At 60.1% G+C, this 19480-nt stretch carries 11 protein-coding genes; 3 read left to right on the forward strand and 8 right to left on the reverse strand.

Annotated features, from left to right (window positions below; translation table 11 throughout):
• Nucleotides 1–44: 44 nt before the first annotated feature.
• Nucleotides 45–1454 (reverse strand): OprD family outer membrane porin, encoded by a 1410-nt coding sequence (locus ICY20_RS26375; protein ID WP_194939043.1) that lies wholly within the window; start codon nucleotides 1452–1454, stop codon nucleotides 45–47.
• A 290-nt stretch (nucleotides 1455–1744) separates the two neighbouring features.
• Between ICY20_RS26375 and hglS the strand changes: the two genes are divergently transcribed.
• Nucleotides 1745–3121, forward strand: a complete 1377-nt coding sequence (gene hglS, locus ICY20_RS26380; RefSeq protein ID WP_194939044.1) for a 2-oxoadipate dioxygenase/decarboxylase HglS — start codon at nucleotides 1745–1747, stop codon at nucleotides 3119–3121.
• Between the two features lie 125 nt (nucleotides 3122–3246).
• Here the strand turns inward: hglS and ICY20_RS26385 are convergent, their stop codons facing one another.
• The 7 genes from ICY20_RS26385 to lexA form a co-directional block, all read right to left on the reverse strand.
• Entirely contained in the window at nucleotides 3247–3471 is a 225-nt protein-coding gene (locus tag ICY20_RS26385; RefSeq protein WP_159962782.1) for a DUF465 domain-containing protein, read from the reverse strand.
• Between the two features lie 637 nt (nucleotides 3472–4108).
• Nucleotides 4109–6616: an excinuclease ABC subunit UvrA gene (gene uvrA, locus ICY20_RS26390; protein ID WP_194939045.1), complete on the reverse strand. Its 2508-nt coding sequence runs from the start codon at nucleotides 6614–6616 to the stop codon at nucleotides 4109–4111.
• An 8-nt stretch (nucleotides 6617–6624) separates the two neighbouring features.
• Nucleotides 6625–8325 (reverse strand): ATP-binding protein, encoded by a 1701-nt coding sequence (locus ICY20_RS26395; protein WP_194939046.1) that lies wholly within the window; start codon nucleotides 8323–8325, stop codon nucleotides 6625–6627.
• 108 nt (nucleotides 8326–8433) lie between these two features.
• A complete protein-coding gene (locus ICY20_RS26400) occupies nucleotides 8434–11526 on the reverse strand; it encodes an error-prone DNA polymerase (protein WP_228758599.1) in 3093 nt (1030 codons plus the stop codon).
• Entirely contained in the window at nucleotides 11502–12917 is a 1416-nt protein-coding gene (locus ICY20_RS26405) for a Y-family DNA polymerase (RefSeq protein ID WP_194939048.1), read from the reverse strand. Before ICY20_RS26405 ends, ICY20_RS26400 begins: the two co-directional genes overlap by 25 nt.
• Before the next feature lie 7 nt (nucleotides 12918–12924).
• Nucleotides 12925–13539, reverse strand: coding sequence for a translesion DNA synthesis-associated protein ImuA (gene imuA / locus ICY20_RS26410; RefSeq protein ID WP_194939049.1), 615 nt, complete (start codon nucleotides 13537–13539; stop codon nucleotides 12925–12927).
• Complete coding sequence (gene lexA, locus ICY20_RS26415) at nucleotides 13539–14156, reverse strand: transcriptional repressor LexA (protein WP_159962788.1); 618 nt, start codon at nucleotides 14154–14156, stop codon at nucleotides 13539–13541. Before lexA ends, imuA begins: the two co-directional genes overlap by 1 nt.
• A gap of 237 nt (nucleotides 14157–14393) precedes the next feature.
• Between lexA and ICY20_RS26420 the strand changes: the two genes are divergently transcribed.
• Nucleotides 14394–19010 (forward strand): RHS repeat-associated core domain-containing protein, encoded by a 4617-nt coding sequence (locus ICY20_RS26420; protein WP_194939063.1) that lies wholly within the window; start codon nucleotides 14394–14396, stop codon nucleotides 19008–19010.
• Nucleotides 19007–19426 carry a hypothetical protein gene (locus ICY20_RS26425; protein ID WP_194939050.1) on the forward strand — a complete coding sequence of 140 codons (420 nt, stop codon included), beginning with the start codon at nucleotides 19007–19009 and terminating at the stop codon, nucleotides 19424–19426. Before ICY20_RS26420 ends, ICY20_RS26425 begins: the two co-directional genes overlap by 4 nt.
• Nucleotides 19427–19480 lie beyond the last annotated feature (54 nt).

A 19480-nucleotide genomic window follows, 5' to 3' on the forward strand; every position in this document is an offset into this window, starting at 1 on the left:
AGCAGCAGTGTAGAGCCCATCCACGCCCGCGTGCACATGAAGGTTTAGAAGATCGCGTAGGTGTAGTTGAAGATCAGCCGGGTCTGGTCCTGGTCGGCGGTGCCGGTGTTTTTGCCGTGATAGGTACCGGTGCGCAAGGTGGTACCAAAGCCTTTCAGGGGGCCGGCTTGCACCACGTAGTCCAGGCGGAAGTCGGTTTCGTTTTCTTTCTGGTCAGGGCCACCGGCAACCTTGGACTTGATGTCCGAACCGTCCAGGTAAGCCACGGAAGCCTTGAGGCCAGGCACGTAAGCCTTGAAGTCATACGTGTATTGGCCGAAGTTGACTTGCTCACCTGCGCGGGAGAACTGGCCGACCACAGCGTCGGTGAACAGGTAGAAGTCACTGCCACCGGCGCCTTGGGCGTGCGGGTCGGCAAGGCTGCCCTGGTTGACCCACACAAAGCCGCCGTCGTCACCCACGCCGATGTGGCCGAGCATCAGGCTGCTGCCGCCCAACTGGTAGGTGAAGGCCGCACTGTAGGTTTTGTTGTCCACTTCGCCTGCGTGCCTGGCGTAGCCGCCGTTGTTGTTGAACTGGTAGCCGCTCTCGCCGTTCTTGCCGTCGCTGGTGCTGTCGAAGTAGCGCAGGTCGGTCTTGAAGGATTGGTCATTGCCCAGCGGCAATACGTGGACCAGGCCGAAATAGTTTTGTTTGTAGAAGTCCTGCAATTGGGCGTAGTAGTACTGCAACGTCAGGTTTTTCGCGATGATGTTGTCGGAAGAACCAAAGGGTTTGTAGTCCAGGCCACCAAACTTGAAGCTGTCGCTGTCGCGGGTGCCACCGGCAACGCTCAGGCCGGTGGAATTGCTCGATGCACGGCCTTCGGCGCGGTTAAGTTCACCGCCGGTAAAGGTGACGTTGGGAATATCGTTCGACGTCAGGATACCGCCGTCGAAGGTTTGCGGTGCCACGCGGCTGTCGTTGGAGACCAGGATCGGCAACACCGGTGCCAGGCCGCCGCCCACGTGCAACTCGGTCTGGGAAATGCGGAACTTCACGTTGCCCGCCGCACGCCCAAAGGAGTCGGCAGGTTCAGTGCCGTTGTTCCTGGTCGGGAAGAAACTGTTGCCGTTACCCGACAGGCCTGCGCCTGCGGTGTGGCCGTCGCCACCATCGAGGCGCAAGGCACCGAACGCCATCACGTCGAAACCGACGCCAAGGGTGCCCTGGGTGTAGCCGGACTTGTAGTCAAACCGCAACGCTGTGGCGGTTTCGCGCAGGTCATTGTTGGTGCCCGAACGGTTATCGGCGCTGTAGTACATGGTGCGCGAACTGACAGACGCATGGCTGTCTTCAAGGAAACCGCTGTGACCGGTGCCTGTGCCCAGCGAGCCGAGCCCAAAATCATCAGCGTAAGCCTGTTGTGCAAGAACGGCGGCGGTGATCGACAACGCCAGTGTAGAAATTTTCATTAACGACGGCCCCTAAACATTTTTTTATGTGTGTGATGTGCATAACGGCGTTTTCATCCTTGCAAACGTGACGATTCTTTCATGCCGAGCGGGGCGAACTCCGTGAAGAATTAGTTAGTAAAACCGGGGCTAACATGAAATTTCGGGGCCGCTGGTTTTTGTCATATTTGCGTCATTTCATTCATTTGAAGAATGAAGTCCTGAAGATTCTTCGTTTGCGCGCAGAGCGCCGGCCCAACAAAATCCGGGCATAGGCCACGTCCAGTGCCGTCGTCATCAGGAATTTTTCTATGCACAGCAGCGCACATGTCAGCCCCGATGAGATCCGCAAGGGGTTTTCCAAGGCCATGTCCGATATGTACCGCGATGAAGTCCCGCTTTACGGCGCGCTGATGGAACTGGTAGCCGAGACCAATACCCGCGTGCTCGACAGCGAACCCGGCCTGACGCAGCAGTTGCAACGCACCGGTGAAATCCAGCGCCTGGACATGGAGCGCCACGGTGCTATCCGCCTCGGTACGGCTTACGAGCTGGCCACCATCGGCCGCCTGTTTGCGGTGATGGGCATGCAGCCGGTGGGTTACTACGACCTGACGCCGGCCGGCGTGCCGGTGCATTCCACCGCGTTTCGCGCCGTGCATGAACGGGCGCTGCAAACCAGCCCGTTTCGCGTGTTCACCTCGTTGTTGCGCCTGGAACTGATTGAAAGCCCCGATCTGCGTACGTTCGCCGAAACCGCCCTGGCCCAGCGGGCGATCTTCACCCCTGATGCCCTGGCGCTGATCGAACAAGCCGAAACAGAAGGCGGCCTCAACGCGGTCGATGCCGACGCATTTATTCGCCAAGCCCTGGAAACCTTCCGCTGGCACCCCACCGCAACCGTCACCAGCGCCCAGTACCAGCAGCTCAGCGACCAGCATCGCCTGATCGCCGACGTGGTGGCCTTCAAGGGCCCGCACATCAACCACCTCACACCGCGCACCCTGGACATTGACCTGGTGCAGGCCGCCATGCCAGGCAAAGGCATCACCCCCAAGGCGGTGATCGAAGGCCCGCCGCGCCGCCGTTGCCCGATACTGCTACGCCAGACCAGCTTCAAGGCCCTCGACGAACCCATCGCCTTCACCGATGCTCAAGGCAGCCACAGCGCACGCTTCGGCGAAATCGAGCAACGCGGCGTGGCGCTTACACCAAAAGGTCGCGCCCTGTACGACCAATTGCTCAATGCCGCACGTGATGAACTCGGTGCGTTCCCCAATGAAGGCAACGCGGCGCGCTACGTGCAATTGATGGCGCAGCACTTCGAGGCTTTCCCGGATACCTACGCACAGATGCGTGAGCAGGGCCTGGCGTACTTCCGCTATTTTCCTACCGAGCAGGGTTTGGCGGCGCAGGGCAGCGCCGATCAACCACACACGCTAGAGGCGTTGATCGCGGCGGGCCATGCGGCGTTTGAACCGTTGGTATACGAGGATTTTCTGCCGGTGAGCGCGGCGGGGATTTTTCAGTCGAATCTGGGGGATGGGGCGCAGAGCCACTATGCGGCGAATTCCAACCGGACTGAATTTGAGAATGCGCTGGGGCGGCGGACGATTGATGAGCTTGGGCTGTACGCCGAGACTCAGCAACGCTCTATCGATGAATGCACGCAGGCGCTGCTGATATAACCGTGTAGGTGGTGAGGGAGCTTGCTTGCGCTGGACCGGGCTGGCGCTCCAGTGCGCAGCGCTCCCGTTTTTTGGGGCCGCTTCGCAGCCCAGCGGGAGCAAGCTCCCTCGCCACAGTCGTGCGCTTAACCCAGCCGCGCCACAATCTCATCCTTGACTAACAAACGTTTTTTCTTGAGTTTCTCAACGTCCTCATCACTGGCTTTGGCCGACTCAGCAGCCAGCACCTCCCCATCAGCAGCATCATATTTATCGAGCAGCGAGTCCAAGCGTTTGTCGCTCGCCCTGCGTTCGTGAACAACTTCCTTGCTCAACCCCAAATCCTGATACAGGTCGTGTTTCACTGGCATGGCGTACCTCCGCACGTTGATCAATGGCTTACCCCTTGAAGCTAGACCATTGCGAGGGGTCTTGTCATGTTTAAGGTCAATTCACATGAGTGAGCACTGAACAATGTTTGGGGCGACAATCAAAAGTATCTACACAAGCTTGACCATTGCGCTGAACCTGTGGCGAGGGAGCTTGCTCCCGTGACGGCTTGTCCTGAGACCGAGTTTTACCGGGTGTAGGAGCTGGCATTAGGGCTGACGGCGAAAGCTATAGTCCAGCCACCCCATCTCTATCGCCAATGCCGCCGCCTTCGCAGCCTCGCTAAAGCTCGACAGCTCCCACATTTGTACCGCGTGCGCCCGCTTGGAATGCGATCAACTGTGGGAGCTGGCTTGCCTGCGAAAGCTGTAGTCCAGCCACCCCATCTCTATCGCCAATGCCGCCGCCTTCGCAGCCTCGCTAAAGCTCGACAGCTCCCACATTTGACCGCGTCCATCCTGTTGAAATGCAGTCAAGTGTGGGAGCTGGCTTGCCTGCGAAAGCTTTAGTCCAGCCACCCCATCTCTATCGCCAATACCGTCGCTTTCGCAGCCTCGCTAAAGCTCGACAGCTGCCAAAGGTGCCGAGTGCGGTCCTGTGAAATACAGCACTCAACGGTCAGGTCAGCGATCGAGCCAGAAACGGGGCGGTACGACTGGTTTTGCTTTTGGCGACTTTCTGCGGCGTGCCGCAAGCAACGATTTTGCCTCCCAAGTCCCCGGCCCCAGGCCCGATATCGATCACCCAATCACTCTGCGCCACCACGCGCATTTCATGCTCGACCACGACCACCGTATGCCCCGCGTCCACCAGGTGGTTGAGCTGATTGAGCAAGCGGTCCACATCCCGTGGGTGCAACCCGGTTGTCGGCTCATCCAGCACATACAGGGTGGCGCCCCGCGCATTGCGTTGCAGTTCCGTGGCCAACTTGATGCGTTGCGCTTCACCGCCCGACAGCTCAGTGGCCGGCTGCCCCAGGCGCAGGTAACCCAGGCCGATGTCCCGCAGCACCTGCAATGAGCGCAGCACCCCAGGCTGTTCGGCGAACACGTCAACCGCCTGCTCAACCGTCAGCCCCAGCACCTGGGCGATGCTCAGGCCTTGCCATTTAATCGCCAATGTCTCGGGGTTGTAACGCGCCCCATGGCAGGTCGGGCATGGTGCATAGACGCTGGGCATAAACAGCAGTTCGACGCTGACGAAGCCTTCGCCTTCGCAATTGGGGCAACGGCCCTTGGCGACGTTGAACGAAAACTGCCCGGCGTCGTAATGCTGTTTTTTAGCAGCGGGTGTACCGGCAAACAGTTTGCGCACGTTATCGAACAGCCCGGTGTAGGTCGCCAGGTTGGAGCGCGGCGTGCGGCCAATGGGTTTCTGGTCCACCTGCACCAGGCGGCGGATGTGCTCCAGACCGGCACTGATATGCCCACCGCTGGCTTGCGGCGCATCATCTTCCAGACTCGGTTCTTCGTCGTTTTCCACCAGGCGACCGAGGCCCATCCCCACCAACTCCAGCAGCGCCTGGCTAACCAGGCTGGACTTGCCCGACCCCGAAACCCCCGTCACTGCCGTGAAGCAACCCAGTGGGTAATCCACGTTCAGGCCCTTGAGATTATTGCGCGTCACACCCTCCAGTTTCAGCCAACCGCTGGGCTCGCGGTGCGCCTGATTCGATACGCGCCTTTCGGCGAACAAATACTCACGGGTCTGCGACGCCTCAACCTGTGCCAGGCCCGCCGGTGGCCCGCTGTACAACACTTGCCCACCGTGCTCGCCCGCCGCCGGGCCCACATCGATCAGCCAATCGGCGCGGCGCATGGTTTCCAGGTCATGCTCTACCACAAACAGCGAATTACCTGCCGCTTTCAAGCGTTCCAGCGCCGTAAACAGCGCTTCCCCATCCGCTGGGTGCAAACCCGCCGACGGCTCATCCAATACATAGATCACGCCAAACAACTGCGAGCCCAACTGCGTGGCCAAACGCAAACGCTGCAACTCGCCGGACGACAAGGTAGGCGTACTGCGCTCCAGCGACAGATAGCCCAACCCCAACTCAGTCAAGGTGCTGACCCGCTCCAATAGATCCTGAGCGATGCGCTGGGCGGCCAGGCGTTTCTCCACCGACAGTTTCATCGTGTCCTGCCCCGCCGCTACCGGCCGCAACAGCTCAGCCAGCTGGGACAATGACAGCTGCGACAACTCGCCAATATCCACCCCGGCAAACTTCACCGACAGCGCCGCCTTGGTCAGGCGCTTGCCCTCACATAACGGGCAAGCGCTGCCCTGCATAAACTGCGACACGCGTTTTTTCATCAGCGCGCTTTGGGTGTGGGTGAAGGTGTGCAGGATGTAGCGCCGCGCACCGCTGAAAGTGCCCTGGTAACTCGGTTCAAGCTTGCGTTTTAGCGCATCGCGGGTCTGCTCTGGGTTAAAGCCGGCGTAGACGGGGACGGTTGGGGTTTCTTCAGTAAACAGAATCCACTCGCGCTGCTTTTTGGGTAGATCGCGCCAAGGGATATCCACGTCATACCCCAGGGTCACCAGGATGTCCCGCAGGTTCTGGCCCTGCCACGCCAACGGCCAGGACGCCACCGCACGCTCGCGAATGGTCAGCGACGGGTCTGGCACCATCAACGCCTCGGTCACTTCATATGCGCGGCCCAAGCCATGGCATTGCGGGCAGGCGCCTTGGGGCAGGTTGGGCGAGAAATCCTCGGCATACAGCATCGCCTGGCCCGGTGGGTAGCTGCCGGCGCGCGAATAGAGCATGCGGATCAGACTCGACAAGGTTGTGACACTGCCCACCGAGGAGCGCGCACTCGGCGTGCCACGCTGCTGTTGCAAGGCTACGGCCGGCGGCAGGCCTTCGATGGAGTCCACATCCGGCACGCCCACCTGGTCGATCAAGCGTCGCGCATAGGGCGCCACCGACTCGAAATAGCGCCGCTGAGCCTCGGCATACACCGTGGAAAACGCCAACGATGATTTGCCCGAACCCGACACGCCGGTAAACACCACCAGTGCATCCCGAGGGATGTCCACATCGACGTTACGCAGGTTGTGTTCACGGGCGCCGCGCACCTGAACGAAACCAAGGTGTTGAGGGAGGTTGCGTTGTGAAGTCATGGTCAACCTTATCGTGCGGTGAGCACGCTGCGCACCCGTTGCGTCAGGGCTTCGGGGCTGTAGGGCTTGCTCAGCAGATGAATATCGGCACTCAGCAGGTGATTGCTGGAAAGAATGTCGCGGGTGTGGCCGGAGGTGAACAGTACCGCCACGGGAGGCTGTTGCGCCCGAGCCCAGTGGGCCAGGTCGGTACTCTTGACGCGCCCGGGCATGATCACGTCGGTAAAGATCAGGTCAGGCAATGCACCGCCTTGCAGCGCTTGCATGGCGCGGTCGCCGTCTTCGGCGGTCAGCACGGTGTAACCCGATTGTTGCAGCAATTCGACCACGGTCAGACGCACGCCTTCATTGTCCTCGACCACCAGGATGGTTTCCTGCCCGCCGGTATGAGGCACCTGGTCGATATGCACATCGAGGCTTTCAGGCTCAAGGCTATGGGGGAAGTACATTTGCACCACCGACCCTTTGCCCTCCTCGCTCCACATCTCCACATGCCCGCCGCTCTGGCGCACAAAGCCAAACACCATGCTCAGCCCCAGGCCGGTGCCGTGGCCTTCGCGCTTGGTGGTGAAAAAGGGCTCGAAGACTCGCTTGAGGATCGCCTCAGGCATGCCGATGCCTGAGTCGGTCACGGCAAGGCGTACGTACTCGCCAGGCTTGATGCTTTTACCCACGCAGTCGGCAGGGTTAAGGATGATGTTTTCACCGCTGATACGAATCACACCTTCGCCTTTCATGGCGTCGCGGGCGTTGATCGCCAGGTTGAGCAGCGCGTTTTCCAGTTGGTTGCGGTCGACGTTGATAAGCCACGCATCCTGGGGCATTTGCACATCGATATGGATGGTCTCACCCAGCGCCCGCTGGAGCAGTTCACCCAAGCCGGCATAGATGCGTTGCGGGTTATACACCGCAGGCGACAGCGGCTGACGCCGGGCAAACGCCAACAGTTGCGCCGACAACTTGGCGCCCCGCTCCACCGCCGCGATGGCCGCCGCAACGCGGCGCTGTACCTGGGGGTTGTCCGGCTCATGGCGGGCCAGCAGATGCAGGTTGCCGGCGATCACTTGCAGCAGGTTATTGAAGTCATGGGCTACGCCGCCGGTGAGGCCGCCAATGGCTTCGAGTTTTTGCGACTGCCGCAGTTGCTCTTCGGCGGCATAACGCGCCTGCACTTCCGCGGCCACGCGTTGCTCAAGATTGTGGGTGAGCTCCTGACGTACCTGCTCGGACTTCACCAGTTCGGTGGTCTCGACCACAATCGCCAGCACCCCGGCCGGTTGCTGGTTGTCACCGGCGACCGGGCTGTAATAGAGGTCCAGCCACACCGTTTCGGGTTTGCCGTTGCGCAGCAGCACCAGGTCCTTGTTGTTGAACGACAAGGTGCCGCCCGCCAGGCAGGTGTCCACCACATGCCGGTTGAACTCGGCGACTTCCGGCCAGCCCAGTTCCACCGGCGTACCCAGCAAGTACGGGTGGCGACCGCCGGCAAATACCGAATAACTGTCGTTGTAGATCATGTAGCCCAGGCGCCCCCACAGCATCACCATCGGCACGGGCGACGCCAACATCATCTGCACGGTGCAGGCCAGGCTGGTGGACCAGCGGTCGAGCGGCCCCAAGTCGGTGGTCGACCAGTCAAACGCGCGAATCCGCTGGGCCATTTCACCGGCCCAACCTTCACAGCCGTGGGAATTGGATAAAAATTGCATCGTTTGGCTCTGCGCAAAAAAAGACGGTCGCAAAATTTGGAGCGCGTCAGGGGCGGATCGTTTCATCTTGTATAACTTAGGCGGTTACGACAGGAGTAGCCACTGGCCTTAGTGAAAATCCCTGCTGCGTACGTTAATCCCGTCCAACAGCGGTGTCAGGTCGGTCAAACGCCCCGCTATCAGGTGCCGCACCTCGCCCACTGCCTCCCAGCGCCCGTCCACTTTCAGCAGTCGCGAGCCCACCAGCGCCTGGCGCTGACGCTCGGCCAGGTCGCGCCAGACCACCACATTGAGGTTGCCGAACTCATCTTCCAGGGTCACGAAGGTTACACCACTGGCCGTGCCCGGGCGCTGGCGGCCCGTCACCAACCCTGCGACGCTGACATTGCGCCCATGCTCCACCGCCATCAGCTCAAGAGAACTGCGGCAGCGCCGCTTGCGCAACTCGGCGCGCAGCAACGCCAACGGATGAGGCCCCAGGGTGGTGCCCAGCGTGGCGTAGTCGGCGAGTAAATCCTCACCCACCGTCGGTGCTGGCAGCTGCACCACCGCTTCATCGGGGCTGGGCTGGCCAGCGAACAGCCCAAGCTGCTTGTGTACCCCGGCCACGTCCCAACGCGCCGTGTGGCGGTTACCGGCCAACGCACGCAAGGCGCCCGAATCTGCCAGCAATGCCTGGGCGCGGGCATCCAGGCCGGCGCGTTCGTCGAGGTCGGCGATGTCGCTGAATGCCTGACGTTGGCGCGCCGTTTCGATGCGGCGCCCATCCTCTTCGCGTAACCCCGAGATCATGCGCAGGCCCATGCGGATCGCCGGCTGAGCACCTTCGATGGGTTCCAGGCTGCAATCCCAGTCGCTGGCCTGCACGTCCACCGGGCGGATCTGCAATTGATGGCGGCGAGCATCCTGAAGAATCTGGTCCGGGCTGTAGAAACCCATGGGCCAACTGTTGATCAGCGCACAGGCGAAGGCCGCCGGTTCATGGCATTTGAGCCAGCAACTGGCGTAGGTCAATAAAGCGAAGCTGGCGGCGTGGGATTCGGGAAAGCCGTAACTGCCAAAGCCCTTGATCTGCTCGAAAATTTCAGCGGCAAACGCCTCGCTGTAGCCGTTCTTGAGCATGCCGGCACGCAGGCGTTCCTGATGCGGCTCAAGCCCGCCATGACGCTTCCAGGCGGCCATGGAACGGCGCAACTGGTCAGCCTCGCCGGGGCCATAATCAGCGGCGACCATGGCGATTTGCATCACTTGCTCCTGAAACAACGGGATGCCTAAGGTGCGCTCCAGCACGACCTTCAATTGCGGCGAGGGGTAGGTGGTCGCCTCCTCGTTGTTCCGCCGGCGCAGGTACGGATGCACCATGCCGCCCTGGATCGGCCCCGGCCGCACAATCGCCACTTCGATGACCAAGTCATAAAAGGTCTGGGGCTTGAGCCTGGGCAGCATCGACATCTGCGCCCGCGATTCGATCTGAAACACGCCAATGGTGTCAGCCTTGCTGATCATCGCGTAGGTAGCCGGGTCTTCCTTGGGGATCGTCGCCAGGGCCAGGTCACGGTTGCGATGGCGACGCAGCAGGTCGAAGCAACGACGGATTGCGCTGAGCATGCCCAAGGCGAGGATATCCACCTTGAGCAGGCCGACGGCGTCGAGGTCATCCTTGTCCCACTGGATGATGGTGCGCTCGGCCATGGCGGCGTTTTCCACCGGCACCAGGGTGTCCAGCGGGTATTCGGAGATCACGAAGCCGCCAGGGTGCTGGGACAGGTGCCGAGGGAAGCCGATCAGTTGCTGGGTGAGCGTGAGCACGCGGCGCAGCAGCGGGCTGTCGGGGTCGAAGCCGCCTTCGCGCAGGCGCTCAAGGGGCGGCGCATCGTCGCTCCAGCGCCCACAGCAGTCGGCCAGGGCGTTGATCTGGTCCGGCGGCAAACCCAGGGCCTTGGCCACGTCTCGCACTGCGCCAGCGGCGTGGTAGCTGCTGACCACCGCCGTCAGCGCGGCGCGGGTGCGACCGTAGCGCTGGAACACGTACTGCAGCACTTCTTCGCGGCGCTCGTGTTCGAAGTCCACGTCGATATCCGGCGGCTCGTTGCGCTCGCGGGACAAGAAGCGCTCAAACAACATGCTCGTCAGGCTCGGGTCAATCTCGGTGATGCCCAAGGCAAAACACACCGCCGAGTTGGCCGCCGAGCCACGGCCCTGGCACAAAATTGCGCGGCTGCGGGCAAAGCGCACGATGTCATGCACCGTGAGGAAATAGCTTTCGTAGCCCAGCTCGCTGATCAGCTCCAGCTCGTTGTCGATCTGTTGCAGGGTCTTCGCATCCACGCCTTGGGGCCAGCGCTGGGCGATGCCCTCTTCGGTGACCGCACGCAGCCAGGTTTGAGCGTCGTGGCCGGTCGGCACCAGTTCGCGTGGGTAGTGGTAGCGCAACTGGCTGAGGTCGAAGGTGCATCGGCGGGCAATGGCGTGGGTTTCATCGAGCAAGCCTTGCGGATACAGCGCAGCCAGCGCGTCGAGGCTGCGCAGGTGCCGCTCGCCATTGGGGTGCAGGCGCGTACCGGCTTCGGCCACCGGCACGTGATGACGGATGGCGGTCATGGTGTCTTGCAGGGCGCGGCGGCCACGGGCGTGCATATGCACGTCGCCACAGGCCACGGCGGGAATCTGCAGGCTGGCAGCCAGTTGCAGGCGCTGCTCCAGGTGACGAGCATCATCCTGGCCGCAGTGCAGGTGCACGGCCAGCCACAAGCGCCCGGCGAAGGTATGGCGCAGCCATTGGATGTCGGCTTGAGTGTTGCTGTCTTCGGCGACCCAAAGCACCAACAGGCCGGGCAGCGGCTGATCGAAGTCTTCTTGCAGCAGGCGATAACGGCCTTTTTCGGCACGGCGTCGGGCCAGCGTGATCAAGCGGCACAGGTGCTGGTAGCCGCTGAGATCCTCCACCAACAGCACCAGTTTCGGGCCGTTTTCCAGGCGCATCTCGCTGCCGATAATCAACGGGAGTTCCACCGCCTTCGCAGCCTGCCAGGCACGTACGATGCCCGACAGCGTGCACTCGTCGGTGATCGCCAGGGCGTTGTAGCCTTGGCGTTTGGCGCGTTCGAACAACTCCAGCGCACTCGACGCGCCGCGCTGGAAGCTGAAATTGGACAGGCAATGCAGCTCGGCGTAGCTCATGCAAACCAGCCTTGCAGCCAAAGCCCATCACTCTGCCCCACCGTACGGAAAGCCCACCCTTGTTGGCCGGCGCGGGTCTGCACCAGGTAGTAGTCGCGGCGGATATCCGCGCCGTCCCACCAGCCGGACTCGATGCGTTCCGGGCCCATCAGGATCTGCACGCCGTGCTCGGCCAGCAAGGTCGGCTCACGGAGCAGCCAGCCTGGGCGCTGGGCTTTATTCAGGGTTGGGCATGGGGTTTTATCGGTTGCGGCTTGCCAGGCGCATTCGGGGCGGTGGTCGGCGTGAAAGCGCAGGCCTTGCACGGCTTCGTCCCCCAAGCGGGCGCGCAGGCGCTCGCGCAGTTGCTCCCAGGGCAAGGTCTGTTGCGGGCGGTCATCGAACAGGTCTTGGCGCTGTGGCACGAACACCGGCAGGTCCTGGGCTACCAGGCGAAAACCGCGAACGGGTGAAGTGACTTGCACCTGCTCCAGACGGCCACGGGCCAGTTCGAACAACATCGCCGGTTCGCGCTCGGCACTGAGCAGGCCGACCTTGATCACGCTGTCGGGCGCCTGCGCATGTTCTAGGTGCAGGTCAAAGCGCTGCACGCCACTGTCGCGACCACACAGGAATGCAGACAGATCACCGGTCAAGCGGCGCAGGGGAAACAACAGCGCCTGGTGGGATTGCACGTCGTAATTCAATTCGATGCGTACATCGAACTGGTCCGGCGGCTGGTAATACGCCAGGGCCAGCGGGCGTTGCCCGGTCAGTGCGTCCAGATGCTTGAGCAAGCCAGCCTCGAAGCGCCGCGCCAGGGTATGCCGGGGCAACGCCTGCACCTGGGCCAGAGTGCGCAGGCCCATGCGCGACAGCGCGGTGGCGGCTTGAGGGTCAAGGCCGGCGCGGTCGATGGGCAATGGCGCCAAGGCGTGCATCAAGCGTTCGTCATCGGCCACGGCCAGCCCATCGTGGATATTCGCCAGCACCCGCGCCGCCGCCGGATTGGGCGCAGCGACGATACGGTGGCGAAAGCCCAACTCGGTCAATTCCTGGCGCAAACGAGCCTCAAGCTGCGGCCACGGCCCAAACAGGCCCAAGCTCGATTCGATCTCGAACAACAAGGCACGCGGGTAATACAGGCTGACCTGGGAACTGAACCGGTAGGCCCAGGCGGCGAGAAACTGTTGCCAACGTTCGATCTCGGCGGGGTCGTATTCGGCGCTGGCGAAGGTCTTGGTCAAGGCATGGGCGGCGGTCAGGGATTGGCCGGGGCGCAGGCCCAAGGCGCGGGCGGCGTCATTGACGGTTTGCAATACGCGACGCTGCGGCGTACCGGCCAGCAAGGCCAAGGGTTGGTCGGGCTCGGGGTGCACACGCTGCACCCCATCCAGCGCCAATTGCGGGAAGACAATACACACCCAGCGCATGGCAACCTCAGTGCCCCGCCAGGGCAATCGGCGCCGGGTGAGCCAAGCCGCCCCGGCACTTGATCACCCGCACTTGCGCAGGTTTGGCCTCGACAGCCAGGCGCAGGGCGGCCGGCGATGAGTTGATCGCCTCACCCAAGGCGCGCCAGGCAAACGCCAGGGTCTGCCCGGTTTCTGCCGCCACCTGCAAACGCCGCAACGCTCGGTCATCGGCCTTGCGCGGCCAGCACAACACCGCGCCGCAACTGCCTGAACGCAGGCATTGCTCCACGGCCCACAGTGCATCGCGCTCTTCAGCCTGGATCACCGAGAGCAGGCGCAGATCCACCCCGGCGTTCTGCCAGGCATGGGGGTACGGCGTGTATGGCGGCGCCACCAGCACAATGCGCTCGCCAGCCTTGGATAAACGCGCCAGGGTGGGCAGCACCAGTTGCAGCTCGCCCACGCCCTCCTTCGCCATCAGAATTTCACTCAAGGCCGACTCCGGCCAACCGCCGGTGGGCAACACCGCGTCCAGCGCCTTAAGCCCGGTGGGATGGGCACTGACCATTGGCGCGGCAGGCCGGCCCTTCCACACGCGGCCGCCATTGAACAGCGTGTCCAGTGCAACGACGGCGCCCATCAGCCTTGCCTCACCAGGCCGCAGAACACCCCTTCGATGGCCAGGTCCTGGTCGGCGCCTACCACGATGGGTTGATACGCGGGGTTGCGTGGCAAAAGGCGCACGCTGTCGCCGTGGCGTTCAAAACGTTTGATGGTCACTTCGCCGTCCAGGCGCGCCACCACAATCTGCCCGTTCAAGGCCTCGGCACTGCGGCGTACGCCCACCAGGTCACCGTCGAGGATGCCGTCCTCGATCATCGAGTCACCCTGCACCCGCAATAGATAATCCGGGGTTTTCGCAAAGGTGGCTGGGTCGAGTTGCAAACGGCTGTGCACTTCGGCATCGGCGCCGATGGGCAAACCTGCGGCCACACGGCCAAGCACCGGTACATCCAGCCACTCCGGACGCGCTGGCTGATTGAGCAAACGAATGCCGCGGGCCTGGTTAGGGTTGACCTCTATAAAACCGGCGTCGGTCAACGCCAGCACATGCTTGCGCGCCACGCTGCGCGAGGCAAAACCGAACGCCTCGGCGATCTCGGCGAGACTGGGGGGCTGGCCTTGTTGCGCGATACGGTCGCGGATAAAGGTCAGGATGGCGGTACGGCGTGGGGTTAGAGTCGTCATGGAGTACATTTGTACTCCTGTGGGAAATTTCTGACAATAGCCGCCAGTCGAGTGGCCGATGACCCGCTCTATCGAAACTTCCCACACGACCACCGGATAACCTCTACTCCCCGCCCCTGAAAACCTCTGCAAAGTCCCTCGCCTGACTACACGGTGCGAGGGATTGCAGATGGACTTTCTGATTGACGGGTTGATCGCTTGATCGCCTTTACCAGCCAAACCATTGGCTACCTGGTGCTGGCCGCCATGGATTCGAAGACGCGGGATGTCGAATCCGTCATCCGCGATTTCAATGGTTGCCTGAATACTTTCGACGAGTGGGCGTCGAGCTTTTTCAGCCTGTCCGCGCTGGAGGTGGAGCAAGTCTTCAAGGTGGGCGATGACGTGGCGCTGGTGGCGCCGATCAATCCCTCCCTGCTCCCCAAGACCACTACCGCAACGTGTAGCGCTAACGGCACGCTGACCCTGGTGCATCTGTTCCAGAGCTCCCGGTTCGTGCCCATTGGCAATACGCCGGTGATGCTGCAAAGGGTCGATCCAAACGGCGGCCCGCTGGGCGACCCCATCCATCAAACCATCGGCCCCAGCGGCATTCTTGAAATCAAGGAATGTGATCGCAACCGGCAGTACCGGGTCAGTTTTTACCCCAACGTTTCCGAGCTGCATTACCAGGCGCTCTATGGCTCTTACCAGTCGGTGATCGCTTCGCAGGCAGATTGGCTGCGCAGTGAATGGGGCAACACATTCGCGCCGCTGTGGCAGAACTACTCCGAAGCGAATTTCCTCAAGCGTTATCTCTCGCTTCATCAAGCCTATGCACGCGGGTTTGGCGAATCGCTGTATGCAGTCTGGGACACCATCAAGCAGTTGCTTGAGTGGCTTTCAGCCCCCTTGGTACATGCCGAAAAACTGCTGCATTACCTGTCCCAGGCTGCGTTTGAACAGTTGCTTGTAGCTGGCGCCGAAAGCATTGCCAAGGGCTTGCTGGTGCTTAGCGATGAACCGCTGTTGTTCATCTATCTGTCGGCAATGGTCAGTTGGATGCGCATGTTGCCGCCGCCGTACATGAACGAATTGCTCGGGGAAATCAGCGCCGACGTCCTGATCAATCTCTTGCTGTGCCTCGCCACTGCCGGAATGGGGATGGCGATACGCATGAGTGCGCAGGTGCTGGGTGGCATCAAGTCTCGTCGTGCGCGTCAGTGGCTGGAGCAACTGGCTCGGCAGTTTGGGAAAGCTCGCGTGGAAGAGCATGCGGAGCTGGCCAAACCGGTTTTGCTGAGCAGTGCTGCGACGCCGATCAGGACGATTCCGGATGTGCCGTTGAAGGCTGGGGATCAGTTGGTTTCAAACCCGGTGGCGATGGTTCGGGGTAAGGGTCGGCAGCGGACGGCGTTGGTTCGGCAAGAGTCTGTGGATGATGTGCCGGCTTCGGGTAAGAACCCGAATGGGGATGCCGCTTCAAGTTCGGATAAAACGGCTACTGACGGCTGCCCGGTTTCGATGGTTACCGGGGAGGAATTATTGACTTTGGTTGATGGTTCGCTGGACGGGATTTTGCCGTTTGAGTGGACCCGATTGTACCGCACCAGTGCCGTGGAAGTGGATTGCGGGTTGGGGTTTGGTTGGAGCCACTCGCTGGCGCATCGACTTCAGGTTTCCGGTGAATCGGTGGTGTGGACGGACCATGAAAATCGGTCGATTGTCCTGCCCTTGCCCTCTTCTTCTCGGCCTGCGATTACCAATAGTTTGGCCGAAGCGGCGATTTATCTGGGCGAGAAGCCGGATGAGTTGGTGCTGGCTCAAGCCTCACGTTTCTACCATTTCGTTCACGGTTCGCTGACGGCGATCAGTGATGCGTATGGCAATCGGCTGCGCATTTCCCGGGACGTTTTGGGGCGTATTGAGCGGGTGGATAACGGTGTTGGGCGCTCGTTGTTTTTGCGCTACTCGGCCGATCGCATCGTGGCGGTGGATTACCAGATTCAGCGGGCCAAGGGTTATGAGCCCTACGTCTGGGTGACCGAGCAGAACGTTGTTTCCTACGCCTATGACTCACTTGGAAGGTTGGTTTTAGCGACCAATGCTGTAGGCGAAACTGAGACTTATCGCTACGACGATCAGCACGTCATTCTTGAGCGTGGTTTGGCCGGTGGGGCGAGTTTCTTCTGGGAGTGGGAACGGTCTGGCAAGGCGGCGCGATGTGTCCGGCATTGGGCCAGTTTTTCGCAAATGGACACGCGCTATGCCTGGGATGGCAACGGCCGCGTCACGGTGTTTAACGCCGATGGCAGTCAGGAAGTCTACGTGCATGACCAGCGCGCAAGGCTGGTGCAGCGGGTGGATCCGGACGGTGCTGAGCACTTCAAATCTTACGATGAAAAAGGCCGGCTGACGGTTGAGCAAGACCCGCTGGGGGCGGTGACGGCGTATCAGTACGACGACGCTGGGCGGCTGGTTGCGCTGTTTCCCGGGGATGACGAGCCCACATCCTACGAGCATGACAACGGCTTCGTACGGGTTGTACGGCGGGGTGACGCGGTTTGGAAGTATGAGCGTAATGATCAGGGCGACGTCACGCGCAAGATCGATCCTGACGGGCATATCACCGATTACACCTACAACAAACACGGGCAGCTGATTGGGGTTTGGTACCCGGATCACAGCTCGCAGCGACTGGTCTGGAATTCACGCGGGCAGCTGACTGAAGAACAACTGCCCAATGGTGGGATCAAGCGCTATCGGTATGACGATATTGGTCGGCAGATTGCGCGTGAGGATGAATATGGCGCGCTGACCCAATATCAGTGGGACAGCGTTGGGCGCTTGGTTCGGGTAGTCCTACCGGGCGGTGCGTGCAGGGAATACAGCTACAACCCCTACGGAAAAATCACCGCCGAGCGCGATGAACTCGGGCGCGTTACGCGCTACGAATACGCGGATGGGCTGCATCTGATTAGCCGTCGCATTAATGCCGATGGCACGCAGGTTAAATACCGTTACGACAACGTGCGGCTGTTGCTGACTGAAATCGAAAACGAAGTCGGCGAAACCTACCGGTTGCAGTATCACCCCAACGGCCTGATCCAGCAGGAAACCGGGTTTGATGGACAGCGCACTGCCTACGTCTACGACCTCAACGGAAATCTGCAGGAAAAGAACGAGCATGGTGATGATGGTAGTCAGCTAGTCACCTGTTACGAACGCGACTTCGCCGGGCGACTCGTACGAAAAACCCTTCCAGATGGAAAGTCTGTCGACTATGCCTACGACCGCCAAGGCAACCTCCTTAGCGTCGACGACAGCCACTGGTTTTTAGCCTACGAATACGATCAACAAAACCGCCTCACCGCTGAACACCAAGGCTGGGGCACCCTGCGCTATGGCTATGACGCCTGCGGCCAACTCAAAAACCTGCGCCTTCCCGACAACAACCGTGTTGTTTTTAATCATGCAAAGGGCGGCCACCTAGCTACCGTCGAGTTGAATGGTGAAGTTCTCACCTCACACCTATTCAAATCCGACCAGGAACACCAACGCCAACAAGGCCAACTCCTCAGCCATTACCACTACGACGACCAACAGCGCCTCCACGCCCACGCCGTCACCCAACAAAATCACTACCTCTACCAACGCCAATACGACTACGACAAATCCGGCAACCTCACCCGCCTGCTCGACACCCGCAAGGGCGAACAGCGCTACCAGTACGACCCACTCAACCGCCTAACCCGCGCCGACCATTCCCAAGACCTGCAAGAACGCTTCGGCTACGACCCGGCTAGCAACCTGCTCATGCAAGACCGCCCTGGCCCCGACATCGTGGCTGGCAATCGTCTGTTGATGCAGGGCGATTACCACTACGACTATGACGCCTTCGGCAACCTCATCCGCGAACGACGCGGCAAAGGCCATCAACTCGTCACCGAATACCGCTACGACTGCCAGCATCGGTTAGTCGAAGTCAAAAAACTCAACGGCCAAACCGCTAGCTACCGCTACGACCCATTCGGCCGACGCATCAGCAAAACCGTCGACAACATCACCACGGAGTTCTTCTGGCAAGGCGACAAACTCATCGCCGAACACCACAAAGATAAACACCGAAGCTACCTCTACGAACCCGACAGCTTCCGCCCGCTGGTACTACTGGAAGGCTACGGCCCCAAAGCCACCAAGCCCTTCCACTACCAACTCGACCACCTCGGCACCCCACAGGAACTCACCACGCCCGAGGGAGAAATTGTCTGGTCCGCGCATTACCGTGCCTACGGAGAAATCAGCCGTCTCGACATCGGAAAAGTCGACAACCCACTACGTTTCCAAGGCCAATACTTCGACGAAGAAAGCGGCCTGCACTACAACCGCCATCGCTACTTCAATCCGGATATCGGCCGCTACCTGACGCCTGACCCGGTGAAGTTGGCGGGTGGCGTCAACGCGTACCAATACACCATTAATCCGACAGGCTGGATAGATCCCATAGGTTTTTCCTGTGAGCGCGGTAATTGTCCTGGCCAACGTAGCAGTACACAAAAAATGCGGAGTGAGGAGGCTCCACCTGAAATAGGTAATGCCATTCATTCATCCACTTACGAGCAAGCATTAAACAAAGCTCTGGATTGGTTGCTGGGTTATGATTTTCGAGCTGAAAAACCAAAGCTTGGAAAATTCGGAAATCGCGTGGGAGAACCTGTAGGCATGCAAACATCTGATAACAAAACAGGCTATCGCGTAGAGCATGATGCAAAGAGTGGTGCACACATCAATGTTTGGACACACAGAAAAAACGGACCACACTTCACCTTTGAAGGCTCCCCAAAAATGGTTTACCAAATCACAAAGAGATTTGCGAAAAAATGAGCTACCTTGACGACGAAGTAATAGAAGACTTTAAAAAAAATGATATACCGCTCACGATTTTACCAAAACAAAAACACGACCTGATTGTAAAAGAAATTAATAACTCCATTCCGTTTCACACATGCAATATCGCTTGGGAGCTACTAGAAGGCAGCACTTACCTAGGAGATATAACATCAGACACCTCAATAGACTCACTTGCAGAAAAAATCAAGAAAACAACTGACAACCATGTAATTATCCTAGGCGACTCAACAGACAACGCTTACTCAATAAATGTCAAGGATATCTATCCGGCACTACAAATTTTTTCGACAATACCACAGCACACCTTTATAACTTTTATACGCCTGGGAAAAATAAAATGGATCGCCGGCTTATCTTTCGAAGGCAATATGTACTTTTCAAATCTATGAACCTTGCAAAACACTCATGCACACACTAGATACAAATAACCAATATCACTACAT

Origin of the sequence: Pseudomonas pisciculturae (genome assembly GCF_015461805.1) — a bacterium.
In the GTDB taxonomy this organism is placed as follows: Bacteria; Pseudomonadota; Gammaproteobacteria; order Pseudomonadales; family Pseudomonadaceae; genus Aquipseudomonas; species Aquipseudomonas pisciculturae.

Coding starts and splice junctions, on each gene's coding strand:
- hglS (WP_194939044.1), top strand. CDS start 1,745: ATGCACAGCAGCGCACATGTCAGCCCCGATGAGATCCGCAAGGGGTTT.
- imuA (WP_194939049.1), bottom strand. CDS start 13,539: ATGGGCGCCGTCGTTGCACTGGACACGCTGTTCAATGGCGGCCGCGTG.
- ICY20_RS26385 (WP_159962782.1), bottom strand. CDS start 3,471: ATGCCAGTGAAACACGACCTGTATCAGGATTTGGGGTTGAGCAAGGAA.
- ICY20_RS26375 (WP_194939043.1), bottom strand. CDS start 1,454: ATGAAAATTTCTACACTGGCGTTGTCGATCACCGCCGCCGTTCTTGCA.
- ICY20_RS26425 (WP_194939050.1), top strand. CDS start 19,007: ATGAGCTACCTTGACGACGAAGTAATAGAAGACTTTAAAAAAAATGAT.
- ICY20_RS26405 (WP_194939048.1), bottom strand. CDS start 12,917: ATGCGCTGGGTGTGTATTGTCTTCCCGCAATTGGCGCTGGATGGGGTG.
- ICY20_RS26395 (WP_194939046.1), bottom strand. CDS start 8,325: ATGCAATTTTTATCCAATTCCCACGGCTGTGAAGGTTGGGCCGGTGAA.
- ICY20_RS26420 (WP_194939063.1), top strand. CDS start 14,394: ATGGATTCGAAGACGCGGGATGTCGAATCCGTCATCCGCGATTTCAAT.
- uvrA (WP_194939045.1), bottom strand. CDS start 6,616: ATGACTTCACAACGCAACCTCCCTCAACACCTTGGTTTCGTTCAGGTG.
- lexA (WP_159962788.1), bottom strand. CDS start 14,156: ATGTACTCCATGACGACTCTAACCCCACGCCGTACCGCCATCCTGACC.